Origin of the sequence: Chitinibacter sp. FCG-7 (assembly GCF_040047665.1) — a bacterium.
Classification (GTDB): domain Bacteria; phylum Pseudomonadota; class Gammaproteobacteria; order Burkholderiales; family Chitinibacteraceae; genus Chitinibacter; species Chitinibacter mangrovi.
In genome coordinates this window covers 3,292,209-3,313,490 of sequence record NZ_CP157355.1, presented here as the reverse complement: position 1 = coordinate 3,313,490, position 21,282 = coordinate 3,292,209, and the positions used below count along the sequence as shown (strand labels likewise).

Sequence of the window (21,282 nt, the reverse complement as noted above, 5' to 3'; positions counted from 1 at the left end):
GAGTTACTCGATTCCGGCCATTTCGTCAGACACCGCCGAGGCTGCGCTGGCATCAGGGCGAGCCGGATGCATCACATTCGGCGCCACTGCGCTGTCTTCTTCAACGCCAATATGCTGCTGGACATTGGGCAGATGGTGGGCAATGCCCTTGTGGCAATCAATACACGTCATCCCCGAGCTCAAGCCTTTCTGGTGCGCGTTGGCCGAGCGGCGATTTTGCTCCATATAGTCGAAATACTCGTAATTATGGCAATTGCGGCATTCTTGCGAATTATTAGCCTTCATGCGACGCCATTCGTTTTGCGCCAGCCGCCCGCGGTTTTCCAGAAATTTCTCGCGGGTATTGATCGAGCCCGTCAGCTTGCCCCAGACTTCTTTGGAAGCCTGAATCTTGCGGATCATTTTAGGGCCCCATTCGTGCGGTACATGACAGTCCGGGCAGGTCGCCCGCACGCCGGAACGATTGGTGTAATGCACCGTTTCCTGATATTCGGGGAAGACGTTATCGGCCATCTCATGACAGCTAAGGCAGAATTTCTCGGTATTGGTCATCTCCAGCGCGGTATTAAAACCACCCCAGAAAATGATACCGAGCACAAACATCCCCACCAGTCCCCAAAACCCCAGCCGCACCGCCCGGATCTGGCTCCACTTTGTTTTTACCCAGTTGATCATGGCGCGCATCCTTTATTTGACCAAACCATCGGCGGGCTTGAAGCTATTGCCCACCAACGGTTTTGCATCGGTTTGCGGTACATGGCATTGCGTACAGAAATAACGGCGCGGTGACATATTGGTCAGCTCTTTGCCTTCGCGGGTTTTAAAGTGCGTCACCGATACGCGCGGCGCACCGGAATCGGCTGCCCTGTCCCAGCTGTGGCAATCGAGGCATTTATTGAATTCCTTGCTGATCAGATAGCCCTTGGTGGTATGCGGAATCAGCGGCGGCTGCTGAACAAACTGCCGCTGCTGCGCGGTTTTGTCACGCTCATAGCGGTAATTTTCCGAAGGCACATCGCCTTTCACCGCCTCGGTGCCGCGCAAGGAGCGCAGCCCTTCGGCCATTGTGCCAGCACTGATCGCCCCCAAACTCAGCGTCAGTATTAATCCTAAAAAACATGCCCACTTTTTCATTTTCTTATCCTCATCAATCCCGTTTTATCTACCGCTCACCCATCCGCTTTAATGAGGGTATTGCTCTGTGATTAAGATCTGCAAATAGCTACAGAGCAATACCCTTCAACGCTAAACCTTAGTTACTTTAACTGCGCATTTTTTAAAGTCGGTTTGCTTGGAAATCGGGCACGTTGCATCGAGTGTCAGTTTGTTGACCAAGCGGCCTTCGTCAAAAAACGGCACAAAGATCAGGCCTTTAGGCGGCTTGTTGCGGCCACGGGTTTCCAGTCTGGCGGTGATCTCGCCACGGCGCGATTTAACCTTGACGACCATGCCGCGTTGCAAGCCGCGCTGTTTGGCCTCGTCCGGGTGCATAAACACCATCGCCTCGGGCACGGCCTTATGCAGCTCGGGCACGCGGCGTGTCATCGTGCCGGTATGCCAGTGCTCCAGCACGCGGCCGGTACATAGCCACAGGTCGTATTCTTTATCCGGCACTTCGGGGGCGGGCTGATAAGGCAGGGCGAAAATATTGGCCTTGCCGTCTTTATTGCCATAAAAACGCACGCCCTCGCCTTTTTTGACGTAGGTATCGTAGCCTTCGCGGTAACGCCATTTGGTTTCCTTACCATTCACCACCGGCCAGCGCAGGCCGCGTACCTGATGGTACAAATCATACGGTGCCAGATCGTGGCCATGGCCGCGGCCGAATTCTGCGTACTCCTCAAACAGACCTTTCTGGATATAAAAACCGAAGGCTTTGGCTTCGAGGTTTTCAAAACCTTTTTGCAATTCATTATTTTTGAATTTGTTGACCTTGCCATTGGCATACAGCACGTCAAACAGCGTTTTACCCTTGTAAGCCGGTTTTTTGGCCAGCAGATCAGCCGGCCACACTTCTTCCATCTTGAAGCGTTTTGCAAACTCGACGATCTGCCACAAATCTGACTTGGCTTCGCCCGGCGCATTCACCTGCTGACGCCAAACCTGGGTGCGACGCTCGGCATTACCAAAGCCCCCTTCTTTTTCGACCCACATCGCGGTCGGCAGCACCAAGTCTGCCGCCAGCGTAGAAACAGTCGGATACGGATCAGACACCACGACAAACACATCAGGGCGACGCCAGCCAGCGTACAGCTCCTGATTGATATTGGGCCCGGCCTGCATATTGTTATTGGCCATCTGCCAATAGACTTTGACCTTGCCATCCTTGATCGCACGCGCCATTGCAACCGCGTGCAGACCGATTTTGTCCGGGATCGTGCCGTCCGGCAGTTGCCAGATTTCTTCGGCGTGATGACGATGCTCGGGATTGGTCACGACCATATCGGCAGGCAAGCGATGCGCAAACGTACCCACTTCACGGGCAGTACCGCAGGCCGATGGCTGACCGGTCAGCGAGAACGGGCTATTGCCCGGCTCGGCGATTTTGCCAACCAGCAGGTGGATGTTGTAAATCATATTGTTCGCCCAGGTGCCACGGGTGTGCTGGTTAAAGCCCATGGTCCAGAACGAGGTCACTTTCACTTTCGGATCGGCGTACATTTCAGCCAGCTGTTTGAGCTTTTCAACCGATACGCCAGAGAGTTTGCTGACCTTTTCAGCGGTGTATTCCGACACATATTTGGCAAATTCATCAAAAGTGATGGCTTTCGCTTCGGTCGGATTCGTTTTGGGTTTGCCATCTTTGCCCGGATAGCCATTGGCTTTGGCATTGGCTTCCAGCGGGTTGTTTGGCCGCAAGCCATAGCCAATGTCGGTTTCACCGAGTTTGAAATTAACGTGTTTTTTGACGAAGTCTTTATTGACGCGGCCCGTGCTGATGATGTGATGACAGATAAAATTCATCATCGCCAGATCGGTTTGCGGCGTAAACACCGCGCCCAGATCGGCCAGCTCGAAAGAGCGATGCTCGAACGTCGACAACACCGCCACTTTGACGTGCTTGTTCGACAGGCGACGGTCGGTAATGCGGCTCCATAGAATCGGGTGCATTTCGGCCATATTCGAGCCCCACAACACAAAGGCGTCGGCCGCTTCGATATCGTCGTAACAACCCATAGGCTCGTCCATGCCGAAAGTGCGCATAAAGCCGGTCACCGCCGAGGCCATACAGTGGCGGGCATTGGGGTCAAGGTTATTGCTACGGAAACCCGCCTTCATCAGCTTGCTGGCCGCGTAGCCTTCGTGAATCGTCCACTGCCCCGAGCCGAACATCGCAATCGAATTGGGGCCCGTGGTTTTGAGCGCTTCTTTCCACTTTTGCTCCATGATGGCAAAAGCTTCATCCCAGCTCACCGGCGTAAATTCGCCGTTTTTATCATATTTGCCGTTTTTCTTGCGCAGCAAAGGCTGGGTCAACCGATCTTCGCCGTACATGATTTTGGACAGGAAATAGCCTTTGATGCAGTTCAGACCGCGGTTGACCGGTGCATCAGGATCGCCCTGTGTGGCGACGACGCGGCCATTTTGCGTCCCCACCAGCACCGCACAGCCGGTACCACAGAAACGGCAAGGTGCTTTGTCCCAGCGCACTGTGTCACTGGCTGCGGTGCTCGTTGGTGCGGCGGCCTTTTTGGGCGCAGCTTCTACCAGCGGGATGCCCACACTGGCGGCGGCTGCACTCACTGCAGTCGCCTTGATAAACTCGCGACGATCTAAACTCATTGCTTTCCCCTCCTCAAACTTGCCAAGTTGCAGCCAGGCCTGACCATCGGGTCTATGGCTTTGCTGCTGATTTTTTATCCAACGGTGTCCGGCTGTGTTCAATGCCGGATCGGTACTGATCTGTGATTGCGCAACACGCGGGCTTACTGCTCGTCGTCGCAGTACTCATACGCCAGCGTGGTGGAAATAATGCCGTCAAACGACTGAATGGCCGTCAGCGCTTCGCTGGTTCGATAGCCCGGCACGTCTTCCACCGTCACAATCAGGCGGCCTTCATGCTCCTGATGCAGCTCCAGCCCCGGCACGGTGAGCAATTGCTGGCGCACCAGCGCCATTTTGTCCGGCAAGGCGCGAACGACCAGACTGTACATATTCATGCTGTTTTTCCTGTTTGGATCATGGCGATGGCCTGGCTGGGGCAAGGCGCAATGCACGCACCGCAGCCGGTGCAGGCCTCCGAATCGAGCTGCGGCTGCGCCACCCTGCCGGGCTGTAAAATAAAGCGGATGGCGCGCGCATCGCAGCTCTCGCCACAGACACGGCACTCGACGCCCTGACCGGCCAGACAACGCTCGGAAATGCGGATGGTTTGCTGCCAGGTTTGCGCGGCGCTCAAAGCCGGGCTCTGGCAGGCAGTGCGACATTCGCCGCAGAAGCTGCACTCGCCCCGCGTAAAATCAAGCTCGGGAAAACCACCATCACCGCGCACAATAATCTGCGTCGGGCACGCCTCAACACAGGCATTGCAGCGGGTGCAATGCTCGATAAACTGCGCAATCGCCCATGGCGGGCGAAACACCACTGGGCTTTGCGCTGCGGGCTTGCGGCCAAACAGCAAACTGCGGCGGGACGGGTCAACGGACATGATGGCTCTCTTTGTTGTCCTACAGACTAGGCCTGTGCCTGCTGTGCCACAATTACACCGAAGGGGTAGCATCTGCGATCCCTACCCACTCGTAGGTATATAGTGCTGTTAGCCAGAGCAGGAAAATACGCCTTGAGACTTCTGGAGTAACCGTGTTGATTCGCCCCCCCAAACTCAGCCAACTGTCGCTGATTGCCCGCCTGTCGCTGGCGCTGCTGATTCTGATCTTGCCCGGCGTACTGAGCTTGCTGATCAGCGGCTGGATGACCAATCTGTCCTCGGGTGGCGGCGAGGCGATCAATATGGCCGGCTCCTTGCGCAAGCAGTCCTATCTGATTGCCGCCACCGCGCTGGCTCCTGCCGACCCCATCCCCGGCTCGCACCCCAATTTGCGCGAAGTCATTGCCGAATTCGAGCGCCGCCTTTACCACGACAGCATTCGCAAGGCGCTGCCACAAGACGATAAGGATGCCGTTCGCATCCGCTTTAACGAGATTGAAAGCCGCTGGCGCAATGAAATCCGCCCCGGCCTTGAGCGCGACGATGCGTTGTACGCCAGCATCCTCTTGCCCAGTACGCACCAGTACGTGCACGAAATTGACCAATTTGTTGATGCGCTGGAGCAGGCCCACGAAGAGCGCCTGAAGCTGCTAGCCCAGCTACAATGGATTTCGCTGCTTACAGTATTCGGGGTATTTGTCTGGATACTAATCTGGGCTTATCGTGCAATCACATACCCCCTTAGCAGTATGGCTAAAGTAGCCAATCTGGTTGAGTCGGGACACTATGCCGCCCGTATTAGCACACCAGCCAGTGGCGAAATTGGTACACTGAAAACCGCACTGAACCGCATGTTCAACGAGCTGGAAAACAGCTACAGCCAGCTTGAATCGCGCGTCGCCGAAAAAACCGCCGAGCTAGAGCAGAACCAGACCGCGCTGCAATTGCGCTACCGGATCAAAGCGCTACTGGCTGATCACGAACCCGATCAGGCCATTTTCGACTCTGTACTCAAAGCGCTGGGCGAATTTATCCCGCTGCAAAACGCCGCCATCTGCCTGACCGAAACCAATCCGCGCGATATCCCGCTTAAAAGCGCGTTCAAGCTGGCCAACAACCAGCAGGAAGGCATCCGTCTGGGCTGCCTGGAGCAAGATTGCGCCGGCTGCCTTGAACACAGCCAACAGAAACAGGGTAGTCACCCGCGCAAGGAGCTGGTATTTCCGCTGCTCGACAGCGGCATCACCTACGGCATCATGCCGCTGACGCTGCAAGACGGTATTACGTTGAGCGGCTGGCAAATGCAGGTGCTGGAAGATGTGAGCCACAATCTGGGCGCGGCACTGGCCGGATCGCGCCGTAAGCAATCACTGCACCGGCTGGCGCTGTTTGAAGAGCGCTCGGTCATTGCCCGCGAGCTGCACGATTCGCTGGCGCAAGCGCTTTCCTACCTGAAAATCCAGGTTGTGCGCCTACAAAGCCAGCTCAACGACAAACCCGATGACGCACAGGCCACGCTACAAGAGTTACGCGAGGGGCTCAATGCCGCCTACCGCCAGCTGCGCGAGCTGCTGACGACCTTCCGCCTGCAAATCAATCAGGGCGGGCTCAATGCCGCCTTGCAAGCCACGATCAAGGAGTTTTCCGAACGCACGGGCATCCAGATCGAGCTGGCCAACCATCTGCTCGGCATCGAGCTGGCCGCCGAAGAAGAAATCCACGTGCTACAAATTATCCGCGAAGCGCTGGCCAATGTGCATCACCATGCCATGGCACACAGCGCCCAGGTGCATCTGGCCTGGATAGGCAATGAAATTGTCGTGCAAATCAACGACGATGGCCGGGGCATCAACCCCAGCCCGGAACGGGCGCAGCACTATGGCCTCTCGATCATGCGCGACCGCGCCCACAGCCTGGGCGGCAGCCTGAGCATCCAGCCCGGCTTGGTGCAAGGCACGCAGGTCATGTTGCGCTTTATCCCCAGCACGCCTTTTTCAAACCGGGAATCGCACCACGACACGCACACGCCCTCCCCGGCTAGCCAGCCAGAGAGCGACCGGCCGGATCAGCCGTCTTTCAACCGCCATTCCAATCAGGATCATTCAGCATGAATTCAACGCTTTACCGCATCGTCGTCATCGACGATCACCCGCTTTTTCGCAAAGGCGTGGTGCAGTTACTCGCCCTCAACCCGCAATTTCAAGTCGTTGGCGAAGCCGCTGGCGGTGTTGAAGGCGTCAAGACCGTTGCCCAGCTGCAGCCCGATCTGGTGATTCTGGATCTGAATATGAAAGACATGGACGGCATTGCCACGCTGCGCGAAATCAAGCTGCTAGATCTGGACAGCAAAGTGGTCATGCTGACGGTCTCGGATGAAAGCCGCGATCTGGTCAACGCCGTGCGCGCGGGTGCCGATGGCTACCTGCTCAAGGACATGGAGCCCGAAGACATTATTGCCCGCCTGCAGGAAGCGCTGGACGGGCAAATGGCCATCCCCGAAAGGCTGGGGCGCGCACTGGCGCTGGCCTTGCGCGAAGACGACACCACCGATCGCAATCAGCAAATCTCGCACCTGACCGAGCGCGAACAGGAAATTCTGCAATGCCTGGCACAAGGGCTATCCAACAAACTGGTCGGGCGCGAGCTGGGCATTGCTGAAGGCACGGTGAAAGTGCATGTGAAAAGCCTGCTGCGCAAACTCAATTTCCGCTCGCGGCTGGAAGCTGCGGTGTGGGCGGTGGAAAACGGAATCAAGTAAACAGCGGATCAATTGAGCTAAGCCCCCCTGATGACAAGCGGGTCTATTTGATGCTCACGCAATTCAATACCAGCCAGCGAGGTAGCCATGAGCAATCGATCAACGCATCAATCAGCGAAGCAATCCGTCCAGGCGCTGCTGGACGATATCCGTTTTGTGAACCCGCAAAACTATGAAATTGTCGAAGCCGTGCGCACGCTGGTGCGCGAGAGCTTGGCGCTTGATGCCGAAGAGGTGAAATACGGCGGCATCCTGTTTACGGCTGGCGTGCAGTTTGCTGGTGTTTTTGCCTATCAGGCGCATGTTTCGGTCGAATTTGGCAGCGGCGCTAAAATCATTGACCCCTACGACTGGCTTGAAGGTAAAGGTAAAGGTCGTCGGCATCTCAAGCTGCACTCGCTTGAGCAGATCAAGGAAAAACAGCTGGCACACTATCTGCTGCTGGCGCAGCAAGCGGCGACAGCGCCCTGAAACCGGGTTGATTTAACCGCATAATCAGACAAATAAATACGAAAAACCGAACATTCAAATTGGTGCTCATTACTCATTAAAATCAGCGCACAAGCAGGCTGACGACAGGATTCAATCATTACTGCGTCTACGCGTTAGCCCAGAGCTTGTCATGCAAATAATGATTTTGGAGGAGTCAAAATGACACATCAAGCACTGTTGATCAGTATTGCCACAGCCTTGGCGAGTTTGAGTGCAGTCTCATCAGCATATGAATTAACGGCAGCGAATACCTTTGACAGCAATACAACGCAAATCAAGGTTAATTGCGACAGCCATCCTAAAGCTCTTAAAAATGCTCTTGAACGTAAAGTGTCGTCACGTGAAAAGACGCGTCTGGTGATCTCGGGTGAATGCCATGGGCCGCTCTCCATCGAGCAAGGCAATCTTGAAATCGTGAACGACGCCCGGCGAAGCGGTTCGCTGCTTGTCACGCAGGCCAACGCCGAACAAGCAGCAATCCTCGTGCAATCGGCCAGCGTTCGCCTTGAGGGTTTTGATATCAATGTGCCCACAGGCATGGCGGCAATCAAAGCCCAAGCCAATGCAAGCGTGGATATTGACGGCATGAGCACCAATGCCAAAAGTGATTGGGAAGTACCGCGAGGACAATATATTGCCACCGATAGTAGCAGCCTGTTCCTCAGCCGCCTGACCGAAGCCGAAGTGCTCGTGATCGGCGCTTCATCTGCCAATTTTGGTGCCGAGAATAGACAAATTACGCTGGATGTACGCGACACCTCGGCAGCCAAATCAAGTGGAGAAGCCAATACATTCAAGCAAGTTCAAGCATCGGCCAACGCTTATTTCCTGGCTGACAACAAAGCCCGTATTGCAGCACTGGGCATCTGGGGAAAAGCAGCTGTAGAAATAAATCGTGAAAGCGAAGTCGGCAAAATTGATATGGGCGGACAAACCCTGTTCGCTGCCTACCGCAAATCGTCGGTTACAGGCCCATATGGGCTTTATGGCAACGTGGTCTTTGAGCTGGAGCACTCAACCGCAAGCAATTGGGTCACACCATCAAAGCCATACGCCATATTTAGTGGCAACAACGCCACCGTGAATTCAGTTCTTTACCCCGGCTGGAGCTGGAGCGGACAAGGAAGCAAGCCTTAACGGTACATTCGTTAATTTCAGGTATGGCGAACCCAGACTTCAAAATCCGGATTCGCCATAACTGACAGCTAAAAAAACACCGCTACTAATTAGCATGGTCATACGTCAGACTCGGGCTGCCTAAAAATATGCACTCTATTGCGCCCGGCCTTCTTGGCAATATACATGGCATGATCAGCATGCTGCATCAAATGCTCTTCATCTTCCCCGTGCTCCGGATAAATAGCACCGCCAATACTGGCTGAAATATTCAGGCGATGCTCATCAATCAGAAACGGATTCACGAGTGCAAGGCGCAGCTTCTCACCGACCTGTTGCACATCCTGCACAGACTGCACCGCAGGCAGAATCACCACAAATTCATCACCCCCAATCCGGGCTACCGTATCGGACTCCCTGACACAGGCCAGCATTCGCTGCGAAGCCTGCTTAAGCAGCATATCGCCCACTGCATGGCCAAAACTGTCATTTACTGGTTTGAATTCATCCAGATCGACATACAGTAATCCGACCAGAGCGCTATTACGCCGTGCGACGGCCAGCGAAAGCGATAAGCGATCAGCGTATAAAACACGATTGGGCAGATTAGTGAGCAAATCGTAATGAGCCAAATGATTGATCTGCTCTTCAGCAATTTTTTTGTCGGTAATGTCGGTAAAGATTGCAATCCGCCGCAACACCAATCCATCCTCATCATTAATGCTGCTGATGTGCATATTGGCCGGGTAACTGCGGCCATCTTTGCGCTGATTCCACAATTCGCCATGCCAAACGCCAGTCTCCAGAATGGCCTGCCACACTTCACGATAAAAACCCAGCGTTTGCTGCGGCGACCTCATCAACTTGGGGTCGCGCCCCAGTACGTCTGTCGCTGCATATCCTGTGATCGTTTCAAATGCCGGATTAACCGCAACAATCCGGTTTGCAGCATCAACCACCATAATCGCTTCACTACTGGCCATATAGACCGAATTGGCCAGCAGCAATTGCTCTTCGATGCGTTTATGCTGAATCGCAACGCCAATCAGCTTGGCGGCCTGTTGCTGCAATTGAGCATCAGCACTCGCGCGCCCTCCCGATTGTTTATGAAAAGAAACCAGAATGCCCTCTACGGTATTTCGATCCGAAACAATCAGCTCGGAACGGCAAAGCTCTACCCCCTCAACTGGCGTTGCGCTCGCGTCATCCTGATCCGCTCTATTTTGCGCAGGCATGGCCACTTCGGGTTGTTTTGGATACCAGAGCAAAGGCAGACAGGTTCCTGCCAGTGCATATTTACCTTCTTCATCATGATTAAAAGTGGCGTAAATCAACCCATCGTCTTCTGCTTCAAGCATTGCAATCAATACATCAAGTATTTCCTTGAGCCGTGCTCCACGAGCCAGCATTTCCATCACATTGCTGCGCATCACCTCTTTGCGCTGCATGCGCTGGCGTTCATCAATATCGGCATGCGTTCCTATCATGCGCAAAGGCAGGCCATCATCCGTACGACTAACAAGCATCCCGCGCGCCAAGATCCATTTCCAGCGTCCATCGCGGGTGCGAACCCGATATTCACACTGATAGACAGGTGCTTGCCCACACAGATGAGCTTCCACGGCAGCCTGTCGCAAAGCCTGATCCTGAGGGTGCTGATGCAATATCCACTGCGCCAGCGTAATCGACTGGGCATCCTCTCCCGGATACCCAATCACTGTCATTTCCTGACGGGAAAACAAGATTTCACCTGTTTGCAGATTCCAGTCCCAAACACCGTCACCCGCGCCTTCAAGTGCGAACTTCCAGCGCTCTTCACTCGCCCGTAAAGCTTCTTCAACACTTTTCCGTTCGGAAATATCCTCCACAATTGACCAGATATACTGTTCGCCATTTTTGCCATGAATCAGCAAACCATTGAGGCTGACAGGCACCCATTGCCCATCTTTGCCAACATATTCTTTTTCATACGGACCATACCGTCCATGCATTCGCAGTTGCTCAAGCTGGAGCTGATCGCTTTGGCGATATTTTTCTGGTGTTAGCTCCGAATGATTCAGTTGTTTCAACTCCTGTTCGCTATACCCGGTAATCCGTTGAAACGATTCGTTAAACTCCAGATAACGGCCATCCATATCCGCCAGCGCAATACCCAAAGGCGAGAGCTCATACAGTCCGGTCAATTTTTCGGTACTTTCTGTCAACTCGGCAATTTTTTCCTCAACCAGAGCCTCAACGCGTGCGGCATAACCAGTGCCCAGCATTAAAAAAGCGCCGAGCAAACTGGTAGCAAGAATGCTGGCGGCAAGAACGGCAGCGCTTTGCCAACCACGATGCTGCGCCAGATAGCTGGCGCTGGGTGAGGTTGCCAGCAAAAATTCGCGCTGACCATAAATCAGTTTTTGCTGCCAAATTGCAGACTTGCCCGTATCTGGGAAGGTGCTGTAAACGACCTGCTGGGTTCCTACATCAATTAAACGGATATAAAGCTGCTCTTTATCAGACGGCAGCAGCTTTTCCATAAACTGGTCGGCCCGGATAATGGTAAGCACGATACCGTCACCAGAGCGGGAGCCCTTAATGGCATGCAGCAATAAAAAGCCAAAAGGACTATTAGGCGCTTGCAACAAATGCAGTGGCGGAGTAGCCACACTGCGCCCCGTCCGGATTGCTTTGCTCAGTGCTTCAGCCCGATTGGGGGTTGAAAGGATGTTAAAGCCCATCGCGGCTTCATTTCCCGGATAAGGCTCGATATAGGTAATCGGGTAATACTCCGCACTTGGCTGTGCTGGCTGCAATTGATTGCCGTTATTTCTGTCCCTGATCTGAAACCCGGGAATACGCGCTTGCTGCTGCGCCTCAAATTGAATCCGCCGGGATGATTCGACGCGGGGAGCCCATTCAATGGCGCGTATCATCGAAAAACGCTTGAGTGCTTGTTTGGAGAAGTGCTGAAATTCCTCGGCCGTTATGTCATCAGTACCGGCAAAAAAACCGTGTGTTTGTTCAAGTAAAGATTCCTGCTCATCCAGCCGCGCCTGGATACTGTCTGCAATCCGCTGTGATAACAAACGAAACTCGACCAAAGACTCCGCCTGCTCCCAGCGACTCACATTCACATACAGGACAACCAAGACGGAAAATGCAAACAACATGGGAACGGCAACGGTCGTGGCCCGTTTCCGCCACAGGGCACGAGGCCGACCGGCGGCGACCATCGTTAATGGCAGCAAAATCAGTAAACCCAATGTATCGCCGACCCACCACATCAACCAGCTGAGCATAAAACTGCTCTGCTGCACCATGCCAAGAAAGACCAAGGCGCTCACTGATAAGGTGGCGCTAATCAGGCAGATCACTGGCGATAGCAGCTGAAAGGCCACCACGTCACGCAAATTGTCAAAAGCGGCTGGGTAATTCACTATCTTGCGCAGGAGCCAGCCGCCCGCACACGCCTGAATCACCGAAGAGCAGGCAATCCACAGCGCCGCAGTACAGCCAAGCAAGCTAATCGAATGGGTACTTTCATACCCTATCCACACATTGAGCAGAAAAGACCCTAACAGAACACCGGGGATCGAGCGCCTGCCGGCAATGAATGCCGCTGTAACCGCGATACCCGCAGGAGGGAAAATTGCAGATGCATAACCGGGAGGAATAGCCAGCAACAAGCTAAGCTTGCCAGTCAGCACATAGGCAAAACAGATGGCAACCGTGATCAGTACAGTGTGCATCACGGTATTTTTCTGCGGCAATGCCAGCATGGTTTTGCTTGATGAAATGGCCACGATGAAGGATTTTTTCTTGGTCGTGTCGTTGATATAGCAGATTCTGACACGAATCCCGACCACAACTTTAATGACCTTGCCCCTTGTCCTTGGGTGTAGCGAATATTACTCAAGGCTTTTGGGCATGTGCGCTGGCAGGTTGGGACGCGGCTTTTTGTGCGTCCTCCTTTACCAGCCGGATTTCTTCACGCAGCCATTGGGCGTCTTCCGATTCGGGCTCGAGCAGCGCGAGCAGTTTTTCCCACCACTGAATAGCCGCCGCGTGATCGCCGCGTTGCAGTGCGGCGCTACCGGCGAGCATCAGCGCGTCCGGTTCGCTCGCGTTCATTTCCAGCGCGCGTGCCAGTAGCTGGGTTGGGCGGCCAGCAAAGCTGTTATCGCGCACCGCGAGCGAACCAGCAAAGCGGGCCATTTCACCGGCATCCTTTTGCACTGCAGGCCAGGCTTTTTCATAGGCTTTCACCGCCTCGTCGTAGCGCGCCAGCGTGCGGTAGCTGCGCGCCAACATCAGCCAGCCTTTGACGTTGTCGGGCTCGAGCACCATTTTGGCCTCCAGACTTTTCACCATGCCTTCAATTTTGGCCGCCCCCATCATGGCATCCATGCCGTTTTCAGGTGCCGGCTGACGATTAAGCGGGTTTAGCGCGGCCGGATTGCCCAGCTGAACATACAGCAGCGCGGCCAGCAGCGGCAAACCAATGCCGATGAGTCCCAGCCAGGCGGGGCGAGACTTTACGATGGAAGAGATAGTAGAAGAGACAGTGGAAGAAGCCGCCGCGCCAGACCCTGCACCCACCTTAGCCACACCAGCCGCTTCGCTTGATCCGACTTCGGCAATCAGCCGCGCTTCGGCCTCGGCCAGACTAGCGGCGTATTCGGCCTGATTGAGGCGGCCGGTGGCTACATCGGCCTGCAATTCGGCCACAACACTGGCGTGCAGCTGATAGCGCGCACGGCGCAAGGCATCTGTATCAGTATCGGTGTGGGTACTGGCGTTTTTATCCTGACGCAAGAGTGGATACAGCAGCACCAGCAGGGTGAGCACCACCAGCGCGGCGCAGATCAGGGCAAATTCATTCATGGTTTTTCTCGGCAAATTCGCGCTGCAAGCGATCTAGCGCTTCCCGGTCAGACAGGCGATCAGACACTCGATCGGGCGATGATAGATCAGCAGGTATCTGCTGCTGTCTCTTTCTAGATATGCCGTACATAAACATACCCAGCGCCAGTATCAACAAGCAAAAAGGCCCCAGCCAGAGCAGCAAGGTGCGGCCACGCCACGGCGGCCGATAGGTGACAAAATCGCCGTAGCGCGCAGTCAGATAGTCGATAATCTGCGCATCGCTATTCCCGGCACGGATTTGCTCGCGCACTTCGCGGCGCAAGTCTTCAGCCAGCGGCGCACGCGAGCTGGCCAGACTTTCGTTCTGGCACACCAGACAGCGCAATTCGCTAGACAGTGCGACTAGGCGCTCTTCGACCAGCACGTCACTGGAGATGGCGCTAGACGCGGCGCTGGAGATGGAGTTAGAAGCTACGCGGGTATCAGGGGATGTTCCAGCCAGGCTCGGCCAAATCAGCGAAGCACTCAACAGCAATACCGCGGCAAGACGCATGGCAAAGTTCAGCAACATTTATTGAGCCCCCGCCACGCGTGCGGCTTGCAAAGCCGGAATAATTTTCTCGCTCATCACCGCATCAGTGACCGGGCCTGTGTGTTTAAGCACAATAATCCCTTTGCCATCAATCACAAAAGTTTCCGGCACGCCGTACACGCCAAAGTCAATCCCGACCCGGCCGTCGCGGTCGGCAATCACCTGGCTATACGGGTTGCCGCGATCCAGCAGCCATTTTTTCGCGTCAACGTCCTGATCCTTGTACGCCAGCCCGATCATCGGTGCGCCCAGCTTGTCTTTCCAGGCATTAAGCACCGGATGCTCGGCAATACAGGCGCTACACCACGATGCCCAGACGTTGAGCACCCACGGCTGGCCTTTAAGGCTGGCACTGGCAAATGTCTCCTTCAGATCCGTTTGATCCGCCTGATTCAGTCTGTCGAGCGTAAACACGGGCGCTGGTTTGCCAATCAGCGGCGACGGAATATCACGCGGATTGAGCCGCAGGCCAACCGCCAGCAGCAGCGCGAGCGCAATAAAAATGAATAGCGGGATCATTGCCGAAGAGCGCTTCATGCGGCGGCCTCCGCTTTCTTTTTCAGACGATAGCGCCGATCGCTCATGGCCAGCACTCCGCCCAGCGCCATCAGTACGCAGCCACCCCAAATCCAGCCCACCAGCGGCTTGTAATGCGCACGGATCACCCACGCGCCGGTAAACGGATTAGCAGTCAGCGGCTCGCCCAGTGAGACATATACATCGTAAAACGGCGTGGAATGGATGGCGGCCTCGGTCATCGGCATGTTGCTGGAAAAATACTGGCGCTTTTCCGGGTGCAATACTGTCGCGCTCTGCCCATCGTTGAGCAGCGTCAGCGTACCGCGCAAGGCCGCATAATTGCTGGCGCGCTCGGCACCGACGCCGTCAAAGCGCAGCAAATAGCCGCCCACAGCCAGCGTGTCGCCGTGCTGCATTTTGACATCGTCCTCACGCTCGTAGCTCGACACCACCGTGACGCCAGCAACAAACACCGCCACGCCCAGATGCGCCAGATGCATGCCGTTAAACGAAGCGGGCAGCGCCCGGATGGCGCGCCAGAACGAGGCCTGTTTTGCATAATTGAGCTTTAAACGCCCAAGCCAGTCGAGCGCAGCCGTGATCGCCACCCATAGCGAGAGCCCCAAAGCCAGCGCCACGCCCCAGCGCCAGGTGCTACTCCAGAGCAATGGCAGCAACAAGCCCCCCACAATCGCAATCAGCGCAGGCAGGCGCAAAGCCGTCGCCAGCTCGCCCGGCTCGTGACGTTTCCAGCGCATCGTCCCCACCATACCGACCAGCAGCAGCATCGGCAGCATCAGCGGTACAAACACCGCATTGAAATACGGCGGCCCGACCGAGAGCTTGCCCATGCCCAGCGCGTCGATCAGCAGCGGATACAGCGTGCCCAGCATGACCGTCGCACACGCCACGGTGAGCAGCACATTATTGAGCAGCAGCAGCGTTTCACGCGAGCACCAGGCAAAGTCGCCCCCCCCTTCCATCTGATACGCGCGCCAGGCATATAGCAACAGCGACGAGCCAATCACCACGCACAGAAAAATCAGGATAAACATGCCGCGAGTCGGGTCGGTGGCAAAGGCATGCACCGAAGTGAGCACACCCGAGCGCACCAGAAACGTACCTAATAAAGATAAGGAAAAAGTGGCAATCGCCAGCAGCACCGTCCAGTGCTTAAAGGCATTGCGCTTTTCGGCCACCGCCAGCGAGTGAATCAGCGCCGTTCCCGCTAGCCACGGCATAAACGACGCATTCTCAACCGGGTCCCAGAACCACCAACCGCCCCAGCCCAGCTCGTAATAAGCCCAGGCACTGCCGAGCATAATCCCCAGTGTGAGCGACACCCACGCTGCCGCAGTCCACGGGCGGCTCCAGCGCGCCCACGCGGCATCGAGCCGCCCGGTGAGCAAGGCCGCAATGGCAAAAGCAAACGCCACGGCAAAACCGACATAGCCCATGTACAGCAACGGCGGATGAAAAACCAGACCGGGGTCTTGCAATAATGGATTGAGGTCATTGCCCTCGGGCGCGGCAGGCAGCAGGCGGGCAAAGGGGCTGGAAGTGAGCAAAATAAACAGGTGCAGGCCCACTGCAACAAACCCGAGCACACCGAGCACCAGCGCACGCACCTGCAGCGGAATACTGCGCGCCAGCAAGGCCACGGCTGCAGTCCAGCCTGCCAGCATTAAAATCCACAGCAGCAGCGAGCCCTCATGCCCGCCCCAGACTGCCGCGAATTTATACAGCTCGGGCAAGAGCCGGTTCGATTGCTTGGCCACATAAATCAGCGAAAAATCATCTTGCAAAAAGGCCACCGCCAGCAAGGCAAACGACGTCGCCAGCAATAGCAATTGCCACACCGCCGCCGGTCGCGTGATGCGCATCAGCGCCACATTGCCCGTCTGCCCGCCAGCGATGCCACACACCGCCAGCACCAGCGCGACCAAGGTCGACAGTATCAGCGTGAATAATCCCAGTTCACCAATCATTGAGCTGCCTTTTTCTCGATTGCCTTCTGATGCGCCTTGTTCACGGCCTCTTGCGCTTCGGGTGGCATATAGTTTTCATCGTGTTTGGCCAGCACTTCGGTCGCAGTAAACACTTTGCCGTCCCAGCTGCCTTGCGCCACGACACCTTTGCCTTCCTTGAACAAATCGGGCAGCAGGCCTTTGTAGTGCACCTCAATCGTTTGGTCGGTATCGGTGACGGCAAATTGCAGCGTCACACCATCGCGCTGGCGCTGCAGCGAATGCTCGGCCACCATGCCGCCAATACGGAAAGCGCGCCCCTCGGGGGCTTCGCCAGCGACAATCTGCGTCGGGCTATAGAAAAACACCAGGTTTTCGCGAAAGGCATTCACCACAAAGAAGGCCACCAGCGACAAGGTCAGCAGCGCACCCGCGACCCAGAGCATGCGTTTGCGGCGTGGGCTCATTGCGCGCCCTCCTGTTGACTGACCTTGTGTTGATCCGCCACCTGACTGCGCGCCAAATTAGCCAGCATACTGGCACGCGCCATTTGTCGCAGCGTTTGCCTGCGGGCATACCCTAGCAATACACCCTCCAGGCATATCGCTACAGCACAGACCATAAATGATCCCCAGACATATACCCCATAGCCACCCATGGCAATAAATTCGCTCCAGCTATTCCAGTACATAGCAATTCCTTTTTATCCCTCGTAGGGCGTACTCGAAGCTTCGTTGACGAAGCGCAGTACGCCAACAGCAGCAGTTGCTTAAGACCTGCGGCGTAATCCCTTTGGCGAGACGACACCCTAGCGCATCAATTCTTGTACCCAGCGTGTACCCGCTTCGCGCTGCAAAATCAGCACCCGCACCCGTTTGAGCGTCATCGCAATTGAATACATCCACGCCGCCAGACTCATCAGCAGCATCGCCAGCAGCATAATCGACGCCATGCTGCTGCCACGGCTCGAAACCGAAGCCCCCTGATGCAGCGTGTTCCACCAGTAGACCGAGAAATAAATCACCGGCACATTGAAAACCCCCACAATCGCCAGCAGCGATCCGGCCTGATCGGCGCGATCGGGGTCATCAATGCTGCGCGTCAGCGCAATAAAACCCAGATACAGAAAAAACAGCAGCAACATCGACGTCAGCCGCGCGTCCCACACCCACCACGTTCCCCACATCGGCTTGCCCCATAGCGCACCGGTAATCAACGACATCAGCGCCATCCACGCGCCGGTCGGTGCGAGTGCCTGCGCCATCAAGGCCGAGAGCCGCGTTTTCCACACCAGATGAATCACCGACCAGAACGCCATCACGATATAAATAAACATCGCCATCCAGCTCGTCGGCACATGCAGGTAAATAATCCGGTAGCCATCGCCCTGCTGCGCGTCCGTTGGCGCAACGCCCATGCCGATCCACAGCCCGATTACTGCCAGCGCCAGCGCCAGCGCCATCAGCCACGGGATCGCCTTGCCCGCCAGCGGGTAAAACGTGCTCGGTGCGGCGTAGTGGAATAAATGCCAGCCAGATTTGTTTTTTGGAGTATCCATGGTCATCTTTGCCTTATTCAATCGCCAGGCGCAAAGCCTTGGCTGCCAGCCATGGGGCGAAAAAAACGCTGGCACACGCCATCGCCGCCAGCAAGGATAATTCGGCCATTCCGCTTTGCCCTGCCGCAACAGCGCTCACCGCGCCACTGCCAAAAATCAGTACCGGCGCGAGCAGCGGCAACACCAGCAGTGCCAATAGCACCTCGCCCTGACGCAAACCCAGCGTCAACGCTGCGCCAATGCCGCCGAGCGCAGTAATAATCGGCGTGCCCAGCAGCAAACTGGCCACTAGCATCAGGCACTGCTCAGGCGGTAAGCCATATTGAATCGCCAGCAAGGGCGCGGCCAGCGCCAGCGGTAAACTCGTCACCAGCCAGTGCGCAGCAAACTTGGCGGCAACCATCATGCTGGGCGGATACGGTGCGAGCAGTAATTGCTCCAGCGAGCCGTCAATCCAGTCGCCATGAAACAGCCTGGGCAGCGCCAGCAAATTGGCGAGCAAGGCGGCAACCCACAACACGCCCGGGCCGATGCGTAGCAAGCCGTTCGGCTCGGGCCCCACGGCCAGCGGAAACAGCGTGGCCACCAGCATAAAAAACATCAGCCCCAGCAGCACATCCCCGCGCTGCCGCCACGCCAGCAGCACATCGCGGGCAAGCATGCTGGCAAAAAAACTCAGCACGCCCATGCAGCCTCCGGCACGGAGCTTGCGGCGTTGGGGGCCTGCAACGTCAGAATACTCACACCGGGTATTTGCTCGGGGAGCAATTGATGCGAGGTCAGTATGGCAATACCTCCACTATTCAAATGATCAGCAATCCATGCACCCAGCTCGGCCTGCCCAGCCAGATCAAGCCCCACCCACGGTTCGTCCATTACCCAGATCGGGCGTGGCAGAGCCAGAAAGCGGGCTAGCGTGGCGCGGCGTTTTTGCCCTTGCGAGAGCTGGCGCACCGGCAAATCGGCGTAGCTGGCCAACCCGACCTGCTGCAAAACCTGCAGCACAGTGTTTTCCGCCAGCCGAACGCCATGCAGACGCGCGTCGATTAGCAGGTTTTCCAGCGGGCTCAGCGTGTCTTTGAGCGCGTCACGATGGCCCAGATAATGCAGTTGCGCGCCAAAATCATCGCCCCACTCGGCGTAACTTTTGCCTTGCCAGCTCATGTGACCTGCGGGCGATGACGATGACGATGAAGATAAGCCCGCCAGTATTTTGAGCAAGGACGTTTTGCCAACACCATTTGCGCCCTGCACATGCAGGCACTGCCCGGCGAGCAGCGCAAAGCTCAAGCCGGAAAACAGCACCCGCCCGCCCCGCGCAGCCGCGAGATTCTGCACCTGCAACATAGTGTTCCTTTTAACCCCGGCTATCACTCATTTGCTGCGAGTTTACCTCGCCCGCGCCGCCCCGATTTGGGGATTAACGACTACCCCGTTCGAGGTACACCCGCGTCGCTGTGCTGCCTCAACAGCACTTTTTAGCCTTGCTGTCCGTCAGCCCGCGCCTGCCAGTACATCGGCAGGTAAACCCGCGACCAGGCCGCAATCGCAACCCCAGCACCCAGTACGGCCAACAGATACAGCACGCTTTGCCAGGCCGGGATGATTTCACCCAGCACGCGCGCCAGCGCCACGCCATGCATGGCCCAGTAAGCCACCCACGCCACGCCGCCCGCGAGCAAGGGCCGCCCCGAATGCCCCAGCGTGACCCGCGTAACAAAGGCCAGCAACATCGTGCAGAAAAAACCCAGCGTCAGCGCATGCAGCGGCGCAAAACCCAATCCGGGCTGACCCAGCAGTTGCAATACATCGCTGATCACAAACAAACCCATGGCCAGCCCCGCCCAGGCAAATGCCGCGTGCAACATGGCCAGCAGCTTGACCTGAAAAGAGCGGCACAATTGCCAGCGCCAGCTGGTGTAGAGCAAACCCGCCGCCAGCGGCCAATCAGCCAGCAGGGTATTGATCTGCAGGCATTCCAGAGTAATCCGCAACAGCAATAACCCACCCAGGGTATATAGCAAAATCAGTGGACGCCAAGTGGTATAGGGCTGTAGGACATTAGCAGAAAAGAAGGGAATCATCCGGTGGCTCACCACCAGAAACACCGGCAACAGGAAGCCCCACACGCCCAGCGTCATGCTCAAGCGCCAGCCAGTCACCTGCCCCAGCGCAAAACCGGCCCAGGCCGCCAGCATGCCCGCACCACCCAGCACAAAGGCCATCGCAATCATCAGCGCGTGCGTTTTATCCGGCACCGGGCTGCGCCACACGGCGCGACACCAGATCAGCACGGCGGCCAGCCAGGCTAGCGCATGGCACGCAACACCGACCAACATGCCCGCCGAGACCCAGCGCCCCAAAATACCGAGCACGCCTCCCATGGCAAACAGCAGCATCACCGGCGCGTATTGCCACTGGCTAGGGCTGGGCACATTCAGCCAGCGCGGTCCAGCGGTATAAATAAAACCGAGCATAAACAGCGGGAAAAAACCGTAAATCATCAAATAGCCGTGCCAGAGCATCGCCGGGATGCCGTTCTCGTAAGCCGGCCCCAGATCCAAGCCGGCGCTGCGACTGAGCATTTCCAGCGCCCACACCAAGAGGCTGGCTAATAGCAAAATGCCACCGGCCAGAAAACCCAGGCGATGTGGTGCTTGCAACAAGGGGCTGCGTAAACTGAATCGGAACATGACAGGCCACCGGATAGGAAAGATAAACCCATCTTAAGCAGAGCAATGAGGATCATTCTTGTTCCAGATCAGAAAAGCCCGCCAGCAA

The 21,282-nt window shown here is 56.3% G+C and carries 20 protein-coding genes; 4 read left to right on the top strand and 16 right to left on the bottom strand.

The window, feature by feature from the left end:
- Positions 1-3: 3 nt before the first annotated feature.
- The 5 genes from ABHF33_RS15610 to napF all read right to left on the bottom strand — a co-directional run bounded on the left by ABHF33_RS15610 (position 4) and on the right by napF (position 4,648).
- Complete coding sequence (locus ABHF33_RS15610) at positions 4-675, bottom strand: NapC/NirT family cytochrome c (protein ID WP_348944817.1); 672 nt, start codon at positions 673-675, stop codon at positions 4-6.
- A 12-nt stretch (positions 676-687) separates the two neighbouring features.
- The gene (locus ABHF33_RS15605; RefSeq protein ID WP_348944816.1) at positions 688-1,134 is read right to left on the bottom strand and encodes a nitrate reductase cytochrome c-type subunit; all 447 of its coding nucleotides are present in this window, start codon (positions 1,132-1,134) and stop codon (positions 688-690) included.
- 111 nt (positions 1,135-1,245) lie between these two features.
- Positions 1,246-3,783: a nitrate reductase catalytic subunit NapA gene (napA, locus tag ABHF33_RS15600; protein ID WP_348944815.1), complete on the bottom strand. Its 2,538-nt coding sequence runs from the start codon at positions 3,781-3,783 to the stop codon at positions 1,246-1,248.
- Positions 3,784-3,926: 143 nt separating this feature from the next.
- Positions 3,927-4,160 carry a chaperone NapD gene (locus ABHF33_RS15595; protein WP_157669829.1) on the bottom strand — a complete coding sequence of 78 codons (234 nt, stop codon included), beginning with the start codon at positions 4,158-4,160 and terminating at the stop codon, positions 3,927-3,929.
- Positions 4,157-4,648: a ferredoxin-type protein NapF gene (gene napF / locus ABHF33_RS15590; protein WP_348944814.1), complete on the bottom strand. Its 492-nt coding sequence runs from the start codon at positions 4,646-4,648 to the stop codon at positions 4,157-4,159. Before napF ends, ABHF33_RS15595 begins: the two co-directional genes overlap by 4 nt.
- 152 nt (positions 4,649-4,800) lie before the next feature.
- Between napF and ABHF33_RS15585 the strand changes: the two genes are divergently transcribed.
- The 4 genes from ABHF33_RS15585 to ABHF33_RS15570 all read left to right on the top strand — a co-directional run bounded on the left by ABHF33_RS15585 (position 4,801) and on the right by ABHF33_RS15570 (position 9,035).
- Entirely contained in the window at positions 4,801-6,759 is a 1,959-nt protein-coding gene (locus ABHF33_RS15585; RefSeq protein ID WP_348944813.1) for a histidine kinase, read from the top strand.
- On the top strand, positions 6,756-7,406 hold the full coding sequence (gene narL / locus ABHF33_RS15580) for a two-component system response regulator NarL (protein ID WP_348944812.1): 651 nt from the start codon (positions 6,756-6,758) through the stop codon (positions 7,404-7,406). The genes ABHF33_RS15585 and narL overlap by 4 nt, the downstream gene beginning before the upstream one ends.
- Before the next feature lie 87 nt (positions 7,407-7,493).
- Entirely contained in the window at positions 7,494-7,877 is a 384-nt protein-coding gene (locus ABHF33_RS15575) for a DUF1801 domain-containing protein (RefSeq protein WP_348944811.1), read from the top strand.
- A 180-nt stretch (positions 7,878-8,057) separates the two neighbouring features.
- Positions 8,058-9,035: a hypothetical protein gene (locus ABHF33_RS15570; RefSeq protein WP_348944810.1), complete on the top strand. Its 978-nt coding sequence runs from the start codon at positions 8,058-8,060 to the stop codon at positions 9,033-9,035.
- Positions 9,036-9,133: 98 nt separating this feature from the next.
- On the opposite strand, the gene ABHF33_RS15565 is transcribed toward ABHF33_RS15570, so the two are convergent.
- From ABHF33_RS15565 to ABHF33_RS15515, 11 genes are all read right to left on the bottom strand, one after another.
- Positions 9,134-12,865 carry a PAS domain S-box protein gene (locus ABHF33_RS15565; protein ID WP_348944809.1) on the bottom strand — a complete coding sequence of 1,244 codons (3,732 nt, stop codon included), beginning with the start codon at positions 12,863-12,865 and terminating at the stop codon, positions 9,134-9,136.
- 46 nt (positions 12,866-12,911) lie between these two features.
- Positions 12,912-13,883 carry a c-type cytochrome biogenesis protein CcmI gene (gene ccmI / locus ABHF33_RS15560; protein ID WP_348944808.1) on the bottom strand — a complete coding sequence of 324 codons (972 nt, stop codon included), beginning with the start codon at positions 13,881-13,883 and terminating at the stop codon, positions 12,912-12,914.
- The gene (locus ABHF33_RS15555; protein ID WP_348944807.1) at positions 13,876-14,436 is read right to left on the bottom strand and encodes a cytochrome c-type biogenesis protein; all 561 of its coding nucleotides are present in this window, start codon (positions 14,434-14,436) and stop codon (positions 13,876-13,878) included. The genes ccmI and ABHF33_RS15555 overlap by 8 nt, the downstream gene beginning before the upstream one ends.
- Positions 14,437-14,994, bottom strand: a complete 558-nt coding sequence (locus ABHF33_RS15550) for a DsbE family thiol:disulfide interchange protein (protein ID WP_348944806.1) — start codon at positions 14,992-14,994, stop codon at positions 14,437-14,439.
- Positions 14,991-16,964 carry a heme lyase CcmF/NrfE family subunit gene (locus ABHF33_RS15545; protein WP_348944805.1) on the bottom strand — a complete coding sequence of 658 codons (1,974 nt, stop codon included), beginning with the start codon at positions 16,962-16,964 and terminating at the stop codon, positions 14,991-14,993. The genes ABHF33_RS15550 and ABHF33_RS15545 overlap by 4 nt, the downstream gene beginning before the upstream one ends.
- Positions 16,961-17,410: a cytochrome c maturation protein CcmE gene (gene ccmE / locus ABHF33_RS15540; RefSeq protein WP_348944804.1), complete on the bottom strand. Its 450-nt coding sequence runs from the start codon at positions 17,408-17,410 to the stop codon at positions 16,961-16,963. Before ccmE ends, ABHF33_RS15545 begins: the two co-directional genes overlap by 4 nt.
- A complete protein-coding gene (gene ccmD / locus ABHF33_RS15535; protein WP_348944803.1) occupies positions 17,407-17,634 on the bottom strand; it encodes a heme exporter protein CcmD in 228 nt (75 codons plus the stop codon). Before ccmD ends, ccmE begins: the two co-directional genes overlap by 4 nt.
- 117 nt (positions 17,635-17,751) lie before the next feature.
- Entirely contained in the window at positions 17,752-18,501 is a 750-nt protein-coding gene (gene ccmC, locus ABHF33_RS15530; RefSeq protein ID WP_348944802.1) for a heme ABC transporter permease CcmC, read from the bottom strand.
- 13 nt (positions 18,502-18,514) lie between these two features.
- Entirely contained in the window at positions 18,515-19,189 is a 675-nt protein-coding gene (ccmB, locus tag ABHF33_RS15525) for a heme exporter protein CcmB (RefSeq protein ID WP_348944801.1), read from the bottom strand.
- Positions 19,177-19,848 (bottom strand): cytochrome c biogenesis heme-transporting ATPase CcmA, encoded by a 672-nt coding sequence (gene ccmA / locus ABHF33_RS15520; RefSeq protein WP_348944800.1) that lies wholly within the window; start codon positions 19,846-19,848, stop codon positions 19,177-19,179. The genes ccmB and ccmA overlap by 13 nt, the downstream gene beginning before the upstream one ends.
- Positions 19,849-19,979: 131 nt before the next feature.
- On the bottom strand, positions 19,980-21,194 hold the full coding sequence (locus tag ABHF33_RS15515) for an NnrS family protein (RefSeq protein ID WP_348944799.1): 1,215 nt from the start codon (positions 21,192-21,194) through the stop codon (positions 19,980-19,982).
- Positions 21,195-21,282 lie beyond the last annotated feature (88 nt).